Origin of the sequence: Streptomyces sp. NPDC047043, assembly GCF_040644055.1 — a bacterium.
In the GTDB taxonomy this organism is placed as follows: Bacteria; Actinomycetota; Actinomycetes; order Streptomycetales; family Streptomycetaceae; genus Streptomyces.
Window position 1 is genome coordinate 169,510 of record NZ_JBEYVO010000009.1, and the last position, 16,514, is coordinate 186,023.

The window sequence follows — 16,514 nt, forward strand, 5'->3', positions numbered from 1 at the left end:
GGGCGGCCCGTGCTCCCCCGCGCGGGCCACCCAAAGACGACGGGCCCGGTCGTCCCCGCGGGCCCGCCCCATACGGAGGTTCCATGGCCGACAACGTCTCCTCGCTGTTCCGCAACACTGCGGCTCACAGCCCGTCGATGGCGGCGTTGACGCGAGAGGGCGGCGAAGGCGTCGGCCCGGTGGACTTCTGCATCCCCTGCAACCCCTACTTCCCCACCCCGGCGATGTTCGAGGACATGGCGGCCCGCCTCCGCGACATCATCACGTACTACCCGAGCAGCGCCGACACGATCACCGCCGAGCTGTGCAACCTGCTCCAGCTGCCGCCGCAGTGCGTGGCCATGGGCAACGGCTCGACCGAACTGATCACCTGGATCGACCACCTGATGGTCCGCGAGTCCCTCGCCATCCCCGTCCCCACCTTCGGCCGCTGGACCGACCAGCCGATGGAGACCGGCAAGCGGGTCGACATGTTCCCGCTGCAGGAATCCAGCGGCTTCGCTCTGGATCTGGCCCAGTACGCCGAGTTCATCCGCGCCCGGGGCACCCGCGTCGCGGTGATCTGCAACCCGAACAACCCCGACGGCGGCTTCCTCCACAAGCACGCGCTCGTGCAGTTCATGGACGCGATGGCGGACCTGGACCTGGTCGTCATCGACGAGTCGTTCCTGGAGTTCGCCGACGCGGAGGCCGAGCCCTCGGTGGTGCAGGAGGCGATGCTCCGGCCGAACGTCGTGGTCCTGCGCAGCCTCGGCAAGAACTTCGGCCTGCACGGCATACGCTTCGGCTACCTGGTCGCCAACCCGGCGCTCGCGGGCCGCATCCGCTCGATGCTGCCGAAGTGGAACCTCAACTCCTTCGCCGAGCACGTCGTGTTCATGCTCAAGGAGCACGGCGCCGAGTACGCGCAGAGCCTCCAGCAGGTCCGCCGCGACCGCCTCGACATGGCCAGCCAGCTCTCCGCACTCCCCGGTCTGACCGTCTACCCCTCCCAGGGCAACTTCCTCTTCGTGCGCCTCCCCGTGGGCGCCGAAGGCACGGTGGTCCGGGACCGGATGCTCACCGAGCACCGGATCCTGGTCCGCGAATGCGGCAACAAGATCGGTTCGTCCAGCCGCTTCCTGAGGCTCGTGGTGCGCCCCCAGGTGGACGTGCGTCGCCTGGTGTCCGGCCTGGAACAGGTGCTCTACGGGACCAGGAGGGGAGCCGCCGTACCCGAGCTGAGCACCGGGACCAGCTACAGCTCGGGTACGGCGGCCGTGGACCGGCTGGTCGGCGCGACCAACGGGGCGGGCATGCAGGGCCTTGCCGCTCAGGCCGTCGGTGCCGGCGGATATCCGGGGCTCGCAGCCGCCCCGGCCGCCGGCACCGGCATGCCCATGCCTGCGGCTGCTTCGGCGGGGCCGCAGCCCGTGCCTGTGCCTGTGCCTGCGGCGCCCATGCCGGCTGCTATGCAGATGCCTGCACAGATGCCGATGCCTGCGCCCGCTCCGATGCAGGCACCGGCTGCCGCACCCGCCCCGGCGCCGATGGCTCCCGCCGCCCAGACCGGCCCTACTCCGCCCGGCGTCCCGGCCCGGGGAGGCCTTACTGCCGCGCAGGTACGGGGTACCACCGGGCCAGCCCCGGGCCTCACCCCGGCCCCCGCGACGGGCTGGCCCAACGCCCAGAGCTGGCCCAACGCTGCGGGCATGGGACAAGCCGGCTGATCGCCACAGGGGTACGGTGCGTGGCCGACTGCGGGCTCGTTGCGGCTGATCACGCAGTTCCCCGCGCCCCTATGGGGGCTGTTGCTGACGCCGGTGATCTGCAACCCCCTCAGGGGCGGGGAACTGCGCGACAGGCCACCACGAGCCCGCGGCCGCCAACTCACCGTCCGACCCTGCTCAGTAGGCCACAGGCCAACCCGTGCTCCAGTTCAGCAAGTTGACGCCCAGCTTGGGTGTGCCGTTGTCGGTGGCGTCGTAGTAGTGGTAGACGATCAGGTCGCCGTCGGAGTCGTTCATGATGGACTGGCCGCCGGGGCCGATGATGCTGCCGTGGGACTCCAGGACCGGGGTGCCGCCGTTGTTCGTCATGGCGACGCCGCTCTTGTCGTAGTACGGGCCGGTGATGCTCGTGGCGCGGCCGACCTTGACCTTGTACGTCGAGCTGGTGCCCTGGCAGCAGACGTCGTACGAGGCGAAGAGGTAGTAGTAGCCGTTGCGCTTGACGATGTACGGCGCCTCGACGGCCTTGGTCCCGGTCGGGCGGGAGGCGATCGAGTACCGGGTGGTGTCGGAGGAGAGCTGCTTTCCGGTGCCCGGGTCGATCCGGATCATCTTGATACCCGTCCACCAACTGCCGAACGACAGCCACCACTTGCCGTCGTCGTCGACGAAGAGGTTCGGGTCGATGGCGTTGTAGTCGCTGGACGTGGTGGAGGTGTAGACGACGCCGTAGTCGGTCCAGGAGCCGGGCAGACCCGTCGACGAACCCGCCAGGCCGATGGCCGACTTGTTGGAGCCGAAGGTCGAAACGGCGTAGTACATCAGGTACTTGCCGCCGTGGAACGAGATGTCGGGCGCCCAGGCCTCGGTGGCGTACGACGACCACCAGCCCGGCCTGGTGGAGAACGCGTCGCTGCCGGCGCTGAACGCGATGCGGTCGGTCGAGGTCTTGTAGCCCAGGCCGCCGCCCGTGGAGTACAGCAGGTAGCGGCCGGACGAGGTGCGGATCATCGTCGGGTCGTGCACGACGACGTCGCCGGTGACCTTGCCGGGGTTGGGGTACGCCGACGCCGTGCTCGGGATCAGGGCGAGGACGACGGCGGCGGGGATCGCGAGGAGAGTGGTTCTGCGAGAGGTGCGGCTCACGCTGACGCTCCCAACGGGTGGGGGGATACGGTCCGTTCGGTATGTCGGTCGTCGATCAGAACCTCGGACGGACCGTAGAATCGAACCCCTTGCGCGTCAATGGTCCGTGCAGCCTCAGGCGCGCGGCTTGCGAGCGGTGAAGCGGAAGTGGCCTTCGCCGGGCGGCCTGATGACGGTGATGTCGGTGAACCCCGCGGTGGTGAGCCGGAGTTCGAGGGTGTCCGGATCGACCGGGACATAGGTGTCGCCGACGTGGAAGTCGCGCAGTTCGTCGCTCGCGACGGAGTCGGCACCCACGAACACCCCTCCGGGGCACAGCAGTTGACACACCCGTACGAACAACCGGTCCTGGGCCTCGGGGGACTCGACGTGGTGCAGCATCGTGAAGCAGGTGGCCGCGGAGAAGCGGTCGGGCTCCAGGTCGACGGTCGTGGCGTCGCCGTGGACGACCTCGGCACGGGTGCCGTGGAGCCGTTCGGCCAGCTGCCGGGCGAGGTCGGCGTCGATCTCGACCGCCGTGATGCGCTCGGTGAGCTGGAGGAGCAGGTCGGTGGTGAGGCCGGGGCCCGGGCCGACTTCCAGTACGTCGTCGCCGAGTACGACCGTCTCCCGCAGCCAGGGCAGCAGCCTGGTGCGCAGCGTGTCGGCCCACTCCGGGGAGGCCAGGAAGGTCAGATGCGCCTGATTCATGGACGTCATGCCTTCATTCGTACATACTCCGGACGATGACCGGCTCCGCACGAACGGCCACATCCATGCCTTCCGCGGCCAACTCCCGCTGGGCATCGCTGCCCGGCGGGACGGGGGTGGCCGCGGGGACGTTCACCTTCGAGGGCGACGGGACGACCTCCTGGCACCGTCACAACCAGCACCAGCTCGAGTACGCCGCCGAGGGGATCGTCGGCGTCGAGACCGCGACGGCACGCCACCGGCTGCCGTCACGCCAGGCGGTGTGGATACCGGCCGGCCTCGCCCACCAGAGCTCCTTCGACCGGGCCAGGACGGTCTCGGTCTTCTTCGATCCCCTGCTGCTGCGGGACACCGGGGGCCGGGTCCGGGTGCTGCCCGTGGACCCGATCCTGCGCGCGATGCTCATCTACGCCACCCGCTGGCCGATCGGCCGCACGACCGGTGACGCGGTCGCCGACTCCTACTTCGAGGCCCTGTCCCACCTGGTGCGCGAACGCCTCGACGAGGAGCTTCCGTTCCGCCTCCCGACCAGCACCGACCCCCTGATCACCGCGGTCATGCGGCACACCGACACCCACCTCGCCACGGTGAGTCTCGACCAGGTCTGCCGCGCCGTGGCCGTCTCCGAGCGCACCCTGCGACGGCGGTTCCGCGCCTCCACCGGGATGAGCTGGCGCCAGTACCTCCTGCACAGCCGGCTGCTGCACGCCATGGCCCTGCTCGTCGAGGGCGACAGCACGGTCCTCGGTACCGCCATCGCCGTGGGCTTCGACAGCGCGAGCGCCTTCAGCCGGGCCTTCCAGGCGTACACCGGGGAGACGCCGAGCGGCTTCCGCCAGGAGCGTTCGGCACGACCGCCGCTCCTCAGTGATCGTTCTCCAGGTGCAACTTGAGCAGGTCCACGCCGTAGTCGCCGCCGTTGGGGGTGCGGATGATGGTGTGGATGTGCCGCTGGGAGGGGTTGCGGTTGTCGGTCTCGTAGGCGATCGGGGACTGGGCGTCGTACTCGATCAGTACGACCGGGCTGTGCACGCGGTAGTAGAAGGCGGAGCTGTCCTTGGTCTCGCCGATCCAGGAGAAGTACGTCTCGTCGAGGTGGTCCTCCACCTCGGTCATCCTCACGTCGGCGTGCCCGTCGTTCATGTTCCCGACGTAGACGCGGACCAGCTCGAGGAGCTTGTTCCGCTGGGCGTCGGTGAACTCCTTGGCGGCCAGGCCCTGGTAGGCGATCTGCGCGTTGTCCTGTCCGGCGCCGGCCTTGAAGTTGTCGCCGGCCTTGCTCTCCGAGGAGATGACCTTCTTCTGCTGGGCGGAGGTCAGGGAACGCAGCAGCGTCAGGCCCGCCTTGGTCTCCTTCCTGAACAGGGTGATCTTCTCGCCCTTGTAGGTCGCCGAGGTCGGCTCGGAGCCCATGAAGGTGGGCGTCATGACGACCTGGTCGCCGAGTACGAAGTAGTTGATGGCGACGTGATGGCCCTCGTACTGGAAGCCCCAGGGCTTGGTGGTGGAGGGGGTGCCCATGAAGGTGAAGAAGTACGCGCCCTCGGTGAGGGTGGCCCGGCCGCCGCCGCTGTAGTCGCCCAGGAACGCGTTGAGCTTCATGATGTTGCGGGTCTGGGCGAGGCCGTCGGCGGAGAGCGCGGCGCCGAGCAGCGTGTAGCCGAGGTCGCGCTGCTTCTCGGTGATGTCGCCCATCCGCACGCCCTTGCGCTGGTACCCGTCGACATTGCTCCAGGCCAGCCACTCGTCGTCGTCCACGTCGAAGGTGGCGGACTTTCGCTCCTTGGCGGACAGCCCGTCCAGGAAGGCCTGCGCCGCCTTGACGATCCCGTCGGTGGAGACGTCGGTGGAGTGGATCGAGTACAGGTCGTCGACGAGTTTGCCGTCACTCGTCACGCCCTTGAAGTCGGCGTACTTCACCTCACTGGCGCCGGGCCCCATACCGCCCGCTCCGCCGCCGGGAGCTCCGGACGGACCACCGGACGGCATGCCGCCCGGGCCGCCGTAGGAGCTCGAACCGCCCGCCGTGTCGGAGGAGTTCGAGGAACAGCCGGTCATGGCCGCCACCGCGGCGACACCGCCGGCGAGCAGCGCCTTGTTCATGAACCAGCGGCGGCTGCGTTCGGCTTCGGGGGTACGTGATCGGTGTCCGTGCATGCGCACCAAACTCCATGACGGACCTGAAGCGCTCCTGGGGGAAACCTGTGGATGCGAGGCCCAGAGGGTTCAGGCTCGCTTCGCCCGCCTGGCCAGAGACAGCCACCCCGGCAGGTCGACCTCGGCGCGGACGGTCTTGCCGGGCGGTGGGTCGCGGTCCAGCACCTCCCAGCGGTCGGCGAGCGCGTCGACCAGGAGGAGACCCCGGCCGCTCTCGTCGAGGAGCTTCGCGGGTGGGAGCACGTGCGCGTGACGGTCGGCCCGGGTGTCGGTGACCTCGATACGGACGCTGCCCGCGACCAGGGAGAGCCGCAGTTCGAAGTCCCGCCCGGGGACACGGCCGTGGGTGACGGCGTTGGCGGCGAGTTCGGCGACGATCAGGGCGACGGCGTCCGAGGGGTCCGTGCCGTACGGGACGCCCCAGGCGTGCAGCTGGTTCACGGCGAGGTGCCGGGCGAGGCGGGCGGCACGCGGGGTGGCGGTCAGCCGCTGGGCGAACGTACGTACGGTGACGGGCGGTTGGGGGGTGGGGGGAGCTGCCATGGACCCAATCTGGCGGGCGGGCAGGGCAGTTCACCAGCTCAGCGCCGCGTACGCTGCGGGAGCGTACGCGGTGACAGGGTGGACAGTACGCGTGACCGACCGTAACCATGGGCGCGGGAGGTGACCGATGGTGGTCGAGGGTGCGGTGGGCACGGGCGGCGAGCCGGAGTCTTCGGACAGCCTGCGGACGTTCGGGGCGGTCGTCCAGGCGTTGCGGGAGCACAAGGGGCTGAGCCGGGAGGAGTTCGGGGACCTGGTGGGCCTCTCCAAACACACCGTGGCCTCCATCGAGTTGGGGCGGCGCATGCCGGATCCGGACTTCGCGGAACGGGCGGAGACGGTGCTGGGCAACACGGGTGCGCTACGGAAGGCTGCGCCTTGCCTGACTCGGCAGCCGGGCCTGGCGGCGTGGTTTCGACGGTGGGCGCGGTTGGAGGCGACCGCGATCACGTTGTACACGTACGAATGCCGGTTGATTCCGGGGCTGTTGCAGACGGAGGCGTACGCGCGGACGCTGTTCACCGACCAACTGCCGCCTCTGAGCGACGAGCAGATCGAGGCACAGTGGGTGGCACGGGCGGAGCGGCAACAGCTGCTGCGGAAACAGCCCAACACGGCGTTCGGCTTCATCCTCGAAGAGCAACTGTTCCTGCGTCGCACGGGCGGCGTGCAGGTCACGCGGGAACTCATCGATCACGTGCTGGAGATCGCCGCGCTGCGGAACGTCGAGGTCCAGATCATGCCGTTGGTGCAGGAATCCCATGCAGGCCTGGCGGGCCCGGTGCAGTTGCTGGAGACTCCGGACAACAAGTGGTTCGCCTACTGCGAGGGCCAGCGCGGGGGCATGTTCGTCGCCGACTCAAAAGAGATCAGCGTGCTCCAGAGGCGGTATGCCAGGATGCGTTCGCAGGCTCTCACCCTCGAAGACTCCGTGAGCCTGTTGGAGCGGATGCGAGGAGCGCTATGAGCACGTCCGAACTGGCCTGGTTCAAAAGCAGCTACAGCAGCAGCGGCGACGGAGACTGTGTTGAGGTCGCTCTGGACTGGCGCAAGTCCAGTCACAGCAGCAGCGGCTCCGGCGACTGCGTCGAGGTCGCCCTCACCCCCGCCACCATCCGCATCCGCGACTCCAAGACGCCGGAGGAGCCTCATCTGACCCTCTCCCCAGAAGCCTGGGGAGTGTTCGTCTCGTTCGCCGCCGACGGCCGCGGCTGACACGTCGAGCGGCGCACGCACCGTGGCGTCCCGACCTGTCCTGCAAGGAACTTGACGAACCGTCACTTTGCCCAACTGACAGCCCATCAACAGCATCCGCTCCTACGGTGCCGTGTCCATGACAGACACCCCAGAGGCAGCAAGCCCGATCGGGCGCCGCACCGTGCTGATCGCCACGGGCGCCACGGCCGCCGCCGTCGCCGTGGGCGCGGCAGGGCCTGGAGCCCCCGCAGCCGTGGACACCGGTGACACCGAACCCGTCGCCGCCGCGGCCGTCTGCACCCTCACGAAGGAGATGACCGAAGGCCCCTACTACCTCGACGGAGCGCTCGTCCGCTCCGACATCACCGAGTCCAAGGCGGGCATCCCGCTCAAGCTCGCCCTCACCGTCGTCGACGACGACACCTGCGCCACGATCAGCAACGCCCTCGTCGAGATCTGGCACGCCGACGCACTCGGCGAGTACTCCGGCTTCGTCGGCAGCAACGGCCACAGCGAACCGGACGACGGCACCTTCCTGCGCGGCGGCGTACTGACCAACTCGTCAGGCGTCGCCAACATCACCACGATCTACCCCGGTTGGTACCGCGGCCGGTGCATCCACATCCACATCAAGGTGCACACCGGCGTCACGCTGACCTCCGACGGCTCGTTCACCGGCGGTCAGGAACTCCACACCGGACAGCTCTTCTTCGACGAGTCCATCACGACCAAGGTCGCCGCCGTCTCGCCCTACTCGACCAACACGGTCACCCGCACCACGCTCTCCCAGGACTCCATCTACGACGGCGGGGGCGCCGCCTCGGGCCTGCTGACCCTTACGGCCCTGGGCAGTTCGACCTCCTCCGGCTACTCCGGCACGCTGACACTGGGCGTCGAGCAGAGCTGAACCGGCCCGCAGCGACAGGGGTGGCCCACGCCGCGGGCCACCCCCTTTCGCTCATGTCAGGAGCTCGGGCACTCCTTCCACGCCAGGTGGTACACCGTGCTGATGTCGCCGTCCGTCGAGTCCATGGTCATGAAGCTGACCTTGTCCGCGGAGGTCGAGCCGGCCGTCACCCGCAGCTCCGTGTTGATGTTGAAGTTGCGCTGAACGCCGCAGGGCGCCCAGACCAGTTGGGCCCAGTCGGTCTGGTCGGTGGCCTGCCAGTTGTCGTTGTAGGGGCCGCTGAAGGGGTGCGTCTTCTGTGCGGTGTTCGGGGAGCCCTGGAAGTAGTACGAGGCTCTCTGCGTGCCGTTGGCACCGGACTGGAGCGAGGCGAAGCCGCGGTAGTCGGCGCTGGCGATGGCGTACGTGAAGCCCTGCGGGACGTGGACGACCAGGTTGAGCTGGCAGTTCTTGCGGAACGCCGTCGGGTCGGAGCCGCCGCCCGCCTGGGCGAGGTAGTCGCTGTAGGTGACCGTGAAGGCCGTGTTGTCCTCCGAGACGGCGACCGCGGTCGTGCCCTGCGGGCAGCCCGAGCCGTTCACCGTGGCGACCTTGATGATGATCTTGTCCGGCGGCGGGTCGTCGAACCCGCCCGACGGGTTGTGCGCGGGTATCGCGGTGGTGAGCAGAGCGGCTACGGCACCGCTCAGAAGGAGTCCACCAGTCATGGTCTCTCCGGTTCTGTGAGTGGGGGGTGGCACACCCCGGCCCGGCTGGAAACCTTTGGAGAAACAGTGGGGTTCCTGTGAAGGCCGGAGGCGATCCGCATCGTAGGGAGACACACATGCAGTGGTCAGGGCGAACTCAAGCCATTCACAGATGTGGATTTCACATGCTGGGCACGTGTCCGAACTCTGTTGAAATAGCGGTCCGTTGAGGGTTCCATCCCCAGGTCATTCACAGCCGCACATCAAGGAATCCTTCAGGTACGTCCCTAACTTCCCTGCCCATGACGGGAAACAACGAGCACAACGAGCAACTCGACAACACCAACCAGCCCGGGCGGCACCGCCGGGACAAGGGCGTCCAGCGCCGCCGTGTACTGATCGGCGGCGGCACCGCGGCCGTGGTCGGCGGCCTCGCGGTGGCCGGCTTCGCCTCGGCCGACACGGGCAGCTCCTCGACCACCGACTCGGCGACGTCGACCACCGCGTCCCCGCAGGCGTCCGCCTCCAGCAGCGTCTGCACGCTGACCGCCGAGGTCACCGAGGGCCCGTACTCCCTGGACGGCGCCCTGGTCCGCGAGGACATCAGGGAGGACAAGGAAGGCGTGGAGGTGCAGTACACCCTCACGGTCGTCGACCAGGACAACGACTGCGCACCGCTGGCCGACGCGCTCGTCGAGATCTGGCACTGCGACTCCCTCGGCGAGTACTCCGGTTTCGTCGGCGGCAACGGCCACACCGAGGAGGACAACGGCACGTTCCTGCGCGGCGGTCAGATGACCGACTCCAACGGTCAGGCCGGCATCACCTCCATCTGGCCGGGGCACTACGTCTCCCGCGCCGTGCACGTCCATCTGCGAGTGCACACGGATGTGACGCTCACCGACGACTCGTACACCGGCGGCGACCTCATTCACACCGGTCAGCTGTTCTTCGACCCGGACATCAACGAGGAGATCCAGGCGATCTCGCCCTACTCGGACAACACCACCAAGGAGACGTCGCTGGCCGACGACACCATCTACGACGACGGCGGCGCCTCCTCGGGGCTGCTGACCCTCACCGCGCTCGGCTCGAGCGTGTCCGACGGCTACAAGGCCACCCTCACGATGGGCGTCAGCACCGCCTGATCAGGCGCTGACGGGCTGCCGCTCCTCGGCGGACTCGGCCTCCGCCGCCCTCTCCTGACGGTGGGCGCGGATCGAGTACGCCAGGGCGGCGGCCCACAGCGCGTAGAGGAAGACGTAGACCGAAGTGCTGAGCCCGCCGGACGCGGCGATCCAGTCGCTCTTCAGCAGCGTACGGACGTTGGTGACGACGATGATCCCGCCGACCGCGGAGCCCAGCACCCGCGGCGGGACGAGCCGGACCAGCCAGGCCGCGATCGGCGCGGCGACCAGCCCGCCGAGCAGGAAGGCCAGCACCCAGGTCCACTTCAGGCCCTGCGAGCCGAGCGAGAAGAGGAAGCCGAGGCTCGCGGCGACCGCCACCAGGAACTCGCTGGTGTCGATCGAGCCGATGACCTTACGGGGTTCCATACGGCCGCTGGCCAGCAGCGCCGGCGTCCCGACCGGACCCCAGCCGCCCCCGCCGGTCGCGTCCAGGAACCCGGCGAGCAGGCCCAGCGGTGCCAGGAACCGCTTGCGCAGCGGCTTGCCCAACTGGCCCTTGGGCAGACCGCGCAGGGTGAAGCGGGACATGACGTACACGCCGAGACCGAGCAGGATCAGCGACATCACCGGCTCGGCGAGCTCGGTGGAGAGCCTGGACAGGACGGTCGCGCCGAGGAAGGAGCCGACCGCTCCCGGTACGCCGATCCTCGCGACGACCTTCCAGTCGACGTTCCCGAAGCGCCAGTGCGAGGCGCCGGACATCAGGGTCGTACCGATCTCGGACAGGTGCACCGTGGCCGAGGCGGCGGCCGGATTGGTGCCCAGCGCCAGGAGCAGGGTCGTCGAGGTCACGCCGTAGGCCATGCCGAGGCTGCCGTCCACGAGCTGGGCACCGAGGCCCGCGAGGGCGAGCAGGATCAGCGTGCGCATGTGAGGTCCCGTCCGTTTGCCGTTTCCGAGCTTTCCCACCGGTGAGGTAGGGATGAACGGGAGGCGACGATAGGACCTCAAGCTGAGGAGAGCCTGAGACGACGATGAGGAACCGCGTCAGAGCAGCGGCGTGACCATCTTCGTCACCTGCGCCTGCGTCACCTCTCCCATCCGCGTCGCCGCCACCTTCCCCGACCGGTCCACGACGATCGTGAACGGCAGCCCCTTGGTGTTCACCAGGCCGCGCGGCAGCCTCAGGATCTGCTTGCCCGACGGGTCGTGCAGCGACGGGTAGCCCAGCCGGTGCTGCTTCTGGAAGGCGAGCCCGTCGGCGCGGCTGCCGTCGTTGTCCAGACCCAGGACCTGCAGCCCGCGCCCGCCCCACTTCTTCTGCACCTCCTGCAGCCCGGGCGCCTCCGCCCGGCACGGCGGGCACCAGGAGGCCCAGGCGTTGAGCACGACGACCTTGCCCCGGTAGTCGGACAGCCTGACGGCCTTCCCGTCCAGCGAGGTCCCGGCAAGATCCGGAGCAGCGGGACGCTCGCCCTCCTCGAAGGTCCGGCTGAGCGGGTCTCCTGGCGTGGTGTCGCCGATCGGTTCCTTCGACGAGCAGCCCGCGAGGAGCACACAGGCCGCCACCACGACCGCGTACGTGTGTCGAGTCGTCGCCGTCATCGCGCGGTCGGCTCCCCGTGCATGTCGTCGGTCGCGGCCCGGCCGAGCACGACCTCCAGGCTCCCCGACCGCCACACGCACAGCAGCCACGCCGCGGGCAGCTGCAGCGTGAACAGCGCGAGGATCGCCATCACGAACGCCGTGTCCGCCGGTGCCTCGTCGCCCGCGACCGCCCCCGCGATCCCCCAGCAGAACAGCAGCACCACCAGGTAGACGGACCCGTCGACCAGCATCACGCGCCACCGCGGCAGGGGCGCCAGCAGGCGCCGGGCCAGGGTCAGGGACACGGTGGCGGCGGCGACGAAGACCGCGTGCCACGAGTCCTTCGCCCAGAACGAGACCCAGGCCCCGAGGTCTCCCGAAGCGGCCGACCAGGCCAGGTCCACGGCCGCCCCGACCAGCCAGGACACCACGACGACGGTGAGCGCGTAGGAAACCGCGCCGCGCCAGGTGACAGTCACGTCACTCCCCCTTTTCGCCGGCGCACCGCACAACAGCCGCGCGCCACAAGGTCATTGTCCCCTCCACGAGCCGACCACCGGAGGCAGGGGGCGATGGCAGGGGGCGGTGGCCTCCGCAACCGCGGCGGTGTCTAACGTTCTGTCGGAACCGACCGCCCTCGCCCCGGGAAGACCGCCGCCGACCATGCCCCCGATCCGCCGCACCCGACTCGCCGTGGCCGTGGGAGTGTGCGGTCTCGCCGCCGGCGCCGCGCTCACCGCCTACGTCCTCCTCGCCGACGACGCCGACGCCGGCATCACCCCCGCCAAGGCCTCCGGCACCCCGCACTGCCGCCGCATCGCCGACCACGCCCCGGCCTCCCTCGGCGGCCACTCCCGCCGGGACAGCAGCCTGCCCGGGGTCGCCGTCTGGGGCGACCAGGACATCGTGCTGCGCTGCGGAGTGACACCGCCCGGACCGACCGGCGACCCGTGCTTCGCGGTCGACGGCGTGGACTGGGTCTACGACGAGGCCCAGTCCACCCACGGCAGAAAGGTCGTCGTCACCTACGGCCGCACCCCGGCCACCCAGGTCGTCTTCGACAGCCCGACCCGGACCGACGAGGCCCTGATCGACCTCTCCCGGCTCGTCTCCCCCGTCAGGCAGACGACCCGCTGCCTGTCGAAGAACTGACCCCTACGGGTTCTCCCAGGCCGCCGGCTCCGCCGCCAACTCCCGTACCGGATCAGGCAGCGCGTCCGCCGCGATGTCCGCGATCGTGACACCCTCCAGGATGCGCCGCACATTGGCCCGCAGAGCGATCCACAGGGGCAGCAGCGGCTGCGCGGAGCCGGTGTACTCCAGGCCGGTGGGCCGCTCGCCGCGCACCGAGACGATCGGGCCGTCGACGGTGCGGATCACGTCCGCGACCGTGATCTTCCCGGCCTCGCGCGCCAGCCGGTAGCCACCGCCCCCACCGCGCCGGCTGTCGACGACACCGCCGCGCCGCAGGTCGCCGAGGATCCCCTCCAGGAACTTGTGCGGGATGTCCTGCGCGGCGGCGATGGCCTCCGCCTTCACCGGCCCACCCTCCTGCCGCACCGCGAGCTCAAGAACCGCCCGTACCGCGTAATCCGCCCGTGCCGAGATCCTCATAGCACCATTGTGCTGTGTCGGCCCGTACACAATGACCCCGCACGCGCCGCCGACCGACCGGCACGACGGGAGGCTCCCTTGGGGCTCAGCAGACGTACCTTCAACGCCCTCGCCTGCACGACGGCGCTGGGCCTCGCCCTCGGCGGCAGCGCGGCGGTGACCTGCGCCTACGCCGCTCCCACCGCACCGACGGGGCCCGCGCCCGCGCCGCCGGCCGCGGACGGGCGGCGGCACACGATCGGCTTCGACCGCTACTCGCTCCTCGTCGACGGCCGGCGCCTGGTGATCTGGTCGGGCGAGATGCATCCCTTCCGGCTGCCGAGCCCGGCCCTGTGGCGGGACGTCCTGCAGAAGATGCGCGCCCACGGCTACAACGCGGTCAGCATCTACGTCTCCTGGAACTACCACTCCCCCGCCCCCCAGCAGTACGACTTCACCGGCATCCGTGACCTGGACCTGTTCCTGCGCATGGCCGCCGAGACCGGTCTCTACGTCATCCTGCGCCCCGGCCCCTACATCAACGCCGAGATCGACGGCGGCGGCTTCCCGGGCTGGCTCACGGCGACCAAGGGCTCGGCGCGGACCGCCGACCCGACCTATCTCTCGTACGTCGACGAGTGGCTGACCCAGGTGAACGCCATCGTCGCCCGGCACCTGTACACCCAGGGCGGCGGGACCGTCCTGCTCTACCAGATCGAGAACGAGTACGACTCCCACGTCACCGAGCCGACCGGCCGCGACTACATGGCCCACCTGTACAAGAAGGTGCGCTCCGACGGCATCGACGTCCCCCTCTTCCACAACGACAAGGGCCGCAACGGCTACTGGGTCCCCGGTTCCTTCGACACCGGCGGGGAGCCGGGGGGCTGGCTGTACGGCTTCGACGGCTATCCGTCACCCGACAAACTCCCGCCCGACTGGGGGCACTTCGGAACCGGCGGAATCAAGGGCGGGGCCACGGCCAGTCCGCGGACGCCGGGTTTCATCCCTGAGTTCGGGGGCGGATGGTTCGACCCGTGGGGCGGGGCCTGGTTCGACGGGAAGGGGTACGCGGAGTCGCGGCGGCAGCGGGACGCCGCGTACGAGCGGCGCTTCTACCTCACCAACCTCGCCAACGGCATCACGCTGCACAGCGTCTACATGACCTTCGGCGGCACCTCCTGGGGCTGGCTGCCCGCACCGGTCGTCTACACCTCGTACGACTACGGGGCAGCCATCGACGAGGGACGGCAGCCCACGGCCAAGCTGATCCCCATGCACCAGCTGGGCCAACTGCTGCGGCACGTACCGGACTTCGCCAAGCTGGACCGCGCGGCCGACGTGACGGTGGACGGGCTGAAGGTGTACCACCTGACCAACCCCGACACCCACGCCCATGTGTACGTCCTGCGCAACGACGGCACGGAACCGGTCGACGCCACCCTCCCGGTCCCCGGCGCCGACCTCCCGGTCACCGTCCCGGCGCGGGACGCACGCCTGCTGGCCGCCGGAATCGCCCTGGGCCACCGGAAGCTGCGCCACTCCAACGCCCGGCCCATGCTGGCCCTCACCGCCGGGCGGCAGGAGATCGCCGTGCTCACCGGGCAGTCGGGCGAGGAGACGGTGACCGCGCTGGAGTGCGCGAGCCTGCCGACGGTCACGGTGGTGGAGGGGGACGCCGAGCATTCGTACGCGGACGGGCTGCTGCGGATCGAGGCCCGACTGGACGGGCTGACACGGGTGTCGGTGACCGGCGGCGGCACCTCCACCCCGCTCCTCCTGCTCCTGGCCGACGAGGAGACCTCCGTACGGCTGTGGCCGCGCGAGACCCCCTCCGGCCAGGTGCTCGTGTACGGGCCCGCGCTGCTGCGGACCGCGACCGTCAGCGGGGAGACGGTCCGGCTCACCGGGGACACCGTCCGGGCCACCGAGGTGGAGGTGTGGGCCCCGCGGGGCGTTCGCCAGGTCACCTGGAACGGCGCGGACTTGAAGACCCGCGCCACGTCCACTGCCAGTCTGCGAAGCGCGGAACCGCTGCCCGGCGTCGGAAAGGTCGACCTGCCCGCACTGCACGACGGCTGGCGCCGCAAGACGGAGAACCCGGAGTCCGCCCCCGGCTACGACGACTCCGCCTGGAAGCCCGCCACCAGGACCACCTCCCACAGCACCACACCGATCCCCGCCGGACAGCCCGTCCTCTTCGCCGACGACTACGGCTTCCACTACGGCGACGTCTGGTACCGCGGCCACTTCACCGACGCACGCGGCGCGCAGTCGGTGTCCCTCGGCTACAGCACGGGCACGCAAGGGCTGCTGATGGCCTGGCTGGACGGGCGGCCGCTGGGGACGCACCGGATGCCGGTCCCGGACAACAGCAGTGTCCGGCAGGGGAGTTGGACGGCCACGGCCCTCTTCGCCGTACCGGAAGAGCTGCGGACGGCGGGCGCGCACGTCCTGTCCGTCCTGGTGCGCCGGATGCAGCACGACCAGGACGGCAAGGCCCAGGACACGCACAAGGTGGCACGCGGGCTGACCGCGGTCACCTTCACGGGGGCGGCGCCGCAGGTGAGTTGGCGGCTGCAGGGCGAGGCGGCGCCCGACCCGGTGCGTGGGCCCCAGAACAACGGCGGGCTGCACGGGGAGCGGCACGGCTGGCATCTGCCGAAGTTCGCCGACGCCGACTGGGAGGCGGTGCGGCTGCCGCGGGCCGACCAGGGGCAGGGGGTGACCTGGTACCGGACGAGGTTCCGGCTGGCCGTGGACGCCGGCATCGACGCCTCCGTCGGACTGGTCCTCGACGACGACGCGGCCCGTGCCTACCGCGTCCAGATCTTCCTGAACGGCTGGAACATGGGCCAGTACATCAACGACGTAGGGCCGCAGCACACCTTCGCCCTCCCCAACGGGATCCTGCGCACACGTGGTTCCAACACACTCGCCCTGGCCGTCCTGTCCGACGGGAGCACACCGTCGGGGCCGTCGGAGGTGCGGCTGACGTTGTTGGGGGCGGCGGCGGGCGGGGTGCCGCTCTGACCTGAAAACGCCGTTCCTGTGCATTGCCTTCTTCGGCACGCTGGTTGACCGTGTTGCCTCCGCAGACTTCTGCGATGAAGGGGGAAGGCGTGCGAAGACGGCGTTTCATCAGCGGATTAGTCGGTTCCGGGGCCGC

At 69.8% G+C, this 16,514-nt stretch carries 17 protein-coding genes; 8 read left to right on the forward strand and 9 right to left on the reverse strand.

The genetic code is table 11. From position 1 onward, the window contains the following. Positions 1–83 precede the first annotated feature (83 nt). Positions 84–1,709, forward strand: coding sequence for a histidinol-phosphate transaminase (locus ABZ880_RS16185; protein WP_361262309.1), 1,626 nt, complete (start codon positions 84–86; stop codon positions 1,707–1,709). A 177-nt stretch (positions 1,710–1,886) separates the two neighbouring features. Here the strand turns inward: ABZ880_RS16185 and ABZ880_RS16190 are convergent, their stop codons facing one another. Together ABZ880_RS16190 and ABZ880_RS16195 are read right to left on the reverse strand one after the other, a co-directional pair. Beyond that, the gene (locus ABZ880_RS16190; RefSeq protein WP_361262311.1) at positions 1,887–2,855 is read right to left on the reverse strand and encodes an arabinan endo-1,5-alpha-L-arabinosidase; all 969 of its coding nucleotides are present in this window, start codon (positions 2,853–2,855) and stop codon (positions 1,887–1,889) included. Positions 2,856–2,969: 114 nt separating this feature from the next. Then, the gene (locus ABZ880_RS16195) at positions 2,970–3,554 is read right to left on the reverse strand and encodes a class I SAM-dependent methyltransferase (protein ID WP_361262314.1); all 585 of its coding nucleotides are present in this window, start codon (positions 3,552–3,554) and stop codon (positions 2,970–2,972) included. 26 nt (positions 3,555–3,580) lie between these two features. Here ABZ880_RS16195 and ABZ880_RS16200 point away from each other — a divergent pair, with 26 nt between their 5' ends. Then, positions 3,581–4,438: a helix-turn-helix transcriptional regulator gene (locus ABZ880_RS16200; RefSeq protein ID WP_361262317.1), complete on the forward strand. Its 858-nt coding sequence runs from the start codon at positions 3,581–3,583 to the stop codon at positions 4,436–4,438. Here ABZ880_RS16200 and ABZ880_RS16205 read toward each other — a convergent pair. Together ABZ880_RS16205 and ABZ880_RS16210 are read right to left on the reverse strand one after the other, a co-directional pair. Next, the gene (locus tag ABZ880_RS16205; RefSeq protein ID WP_361262320.1) at positions 4,410–5,702 is read right to left on the reverse strand and encodes a DUF3500 domain-containing protein; all 1,293 of its coding nucleotides are present in this window, start codon (positions 5,700–5,702) and stop codon (positions 4,410–4,412) included. The two genes, ABZ880_RS16200 and ABZ880_RS16205, sit on opposite strands and share 29 nt — an antisense overlap. 69 nt (positions 5,703–5,771) lie before the next feature. Beyond that, positions 5,772–6,245 (reverse strand): ATP-binding protein, encoded by a 474-nt coding sequence (locus tag ABZ880_RS16210; protein ID WP_361262323.1) that lies wholly within the window; start codon positions 6,243–6,245, stop codon positions 5,772–5,774. A 127-nt stretch (positions 6,246–6,372) separates the two neighbouring features. Here ABZ880_RS16210 and ABZ880_RS16215 point away from each other — a divergent pair, with 127 nt between their 5' ends. The 3 genes from ABZ880_RS16215 to ABZ880_RS16225 all read left to right on the forward strand — a co-directional run bounded on the left by ABZ880_RS16215 (position 6,373) and on the right by ABZ880_RS16225 (position 8,349). After that, entirely contained in the window at positions 6,373–7,212 is an 840-nt protein-coding gene (locus tag ABZ880_RS16215) for a helix-turn-helix transcriptional regulator (protein WP_361262324.1), read from the forward strand. Beyond that, on the forward strand, positions 7,209–7,460 hold the full coding sequence (locus ABZ880_RS16220; protein WP_361262327.1) for a DUF397 domain-containing protein: 252 nt from the start codon (positions 7,209–7,211) through the stop codon (positions 7,458–7,460). Before ABZ880_RS16215 ends, ABZ880_RS16220 begins: the two co-directional genes overlap by 4 nt. A 118-nt stretch (positions 7,461–7,578) precedes the next feature. Continuing rightward, complete coding sequence (locus tag ABZ880_RS16225; protein ID WP_361262329.1) at positions 7,579–8,349, forward strand: intradiol ring-cleavage dioxygenase; 771 nt, start codon at positions 7,579–7,581, stop codon at positions 8,347–8,349. Positions 8,350–8,405: 56 nt separating this feature from the next. On the opposite strand, the gene ABZ880_RS16230 is transcribed toward ABZ880_RS16225, so the two are convergent. Continuing rightward, entirely contained in the window at positions 8,406–9,056 is a 651-nt protein-coding gene (locus ABZ880_RS16230) for a DUF4360 domain-containing protein (protein WP_361262332.1), read from the reverse strand. Positions 9,057–9,337: 281 nt separating this feature from the next. On the opposite strand from ABZ880_RS16230, the gene ABZ880_RS16235 reads away from it, so the two are divergent. Beyond that, entirely contained in the window at positions 9,338–10,183 is an 846-nt protein-coding gene (locus ABZ880_RS16235) for an intradiol ring-cleavage dioxygenase (protein WP_361262335.1), read from the forward strand. On the opposite strand, the gene ABZ880_RS16240 is transcribed toward ABZ880_RS16235, so the two are convergent. The 3 genes from ABZ880_RS16240 to ABZ880_RS16250 form a co-directional block, all read right to left on the reverse strand. Then, positions 10,184–11,095 (reverse strand): sulfite exporter TauE/SafE family protein, encoded by a 912-nt coding sequence (locus tag ABZ880_RS16240; RefSeq protein ID WP_361262338.1) that lies wholly within the window; start codon positions 11,093–11,095, stop codon positions 10,184–10,186. A 117-nt stretch (positions 11,096–11,212) separates the two neighbouring features. After that, positions 11,213–11,770 carry a TlpA disulfide reductase family protein gene (locus ABZ880_RS16245; protein WP_361262341.1) on the reverse strand — a complete coding sequence of 186 codons (558 nt, stop codon included), beginning with the start codon at positions 11,768–11,770 and terminating at the stop codon, positions 11,213–11,215. Beyond that, on the reverse strand, positions 11,767–12,231 hold the full coding sequence (locus ABZ880_RS16250; protein ID WP_361262344.1) for a hypothetical protein: 465 nt from the start codon (positions 12,229–12,231) through the stop codon (positions 11,767–11,769). Before ABZ880_RS16250 ends, ABZ880_RS16245 begins: the two co-directional genes overlap by 4 nt. 184 nt (positions 12,232–12,415) lie before the next feature. Here ABZ880_RS16250 and ABZ880_RS16255 point away from each other — a divergent pair, with 184 nt between their 5' ends. Further along, a complete protein-coding gene (locus ABZ880_RS16255) occupies positions 12,416–12,904 on the forward strand; it encodes a DUF3515 family protein (protein ID WP_361262346.1) in 489 nt (162 codons plus the stop codon). Between the two features lie 3 nt (positions 12,905–12,907). On the opposite strand, the gene ABZ880_RS16260 is transcribed toward ABZ880_RS16255, so the two are convergent. Beyond that, the gene (locus ABZ880_RS16260) at positions 12,908–13,366 is read right to left on the reverse strand and encodes an Rrf2 family transcriptional regulator (RefSeq protein WP_361262349.1); all 459 of its coding nucleotides are present in this window, start codon (positions 13,364–13,366) and stop codon (positions 12,908–12,910) included. A gap of 78 nt (positions 13,367–13,444) precedes the next feature. On the opposite strand from ABZ880_RS16260, the gene ABZ880_RS16265 reads away from it, so the two are divergent. After that, positions 13,445–16,378 carry a beta-galactosidase gene (locus ABZ880_RS16265; protein WP_361262352.1) on the forward strand — a complete coding sequence of 978 codons (2,934 nt, stop codon included), beginning with the start codon at positions 13,445–13,447 and terminating at the stop codon, positions 16,376–16,378. The last annotated feature ends 136 nt before the right edge of the window (positions 16,379–16,514 follow it).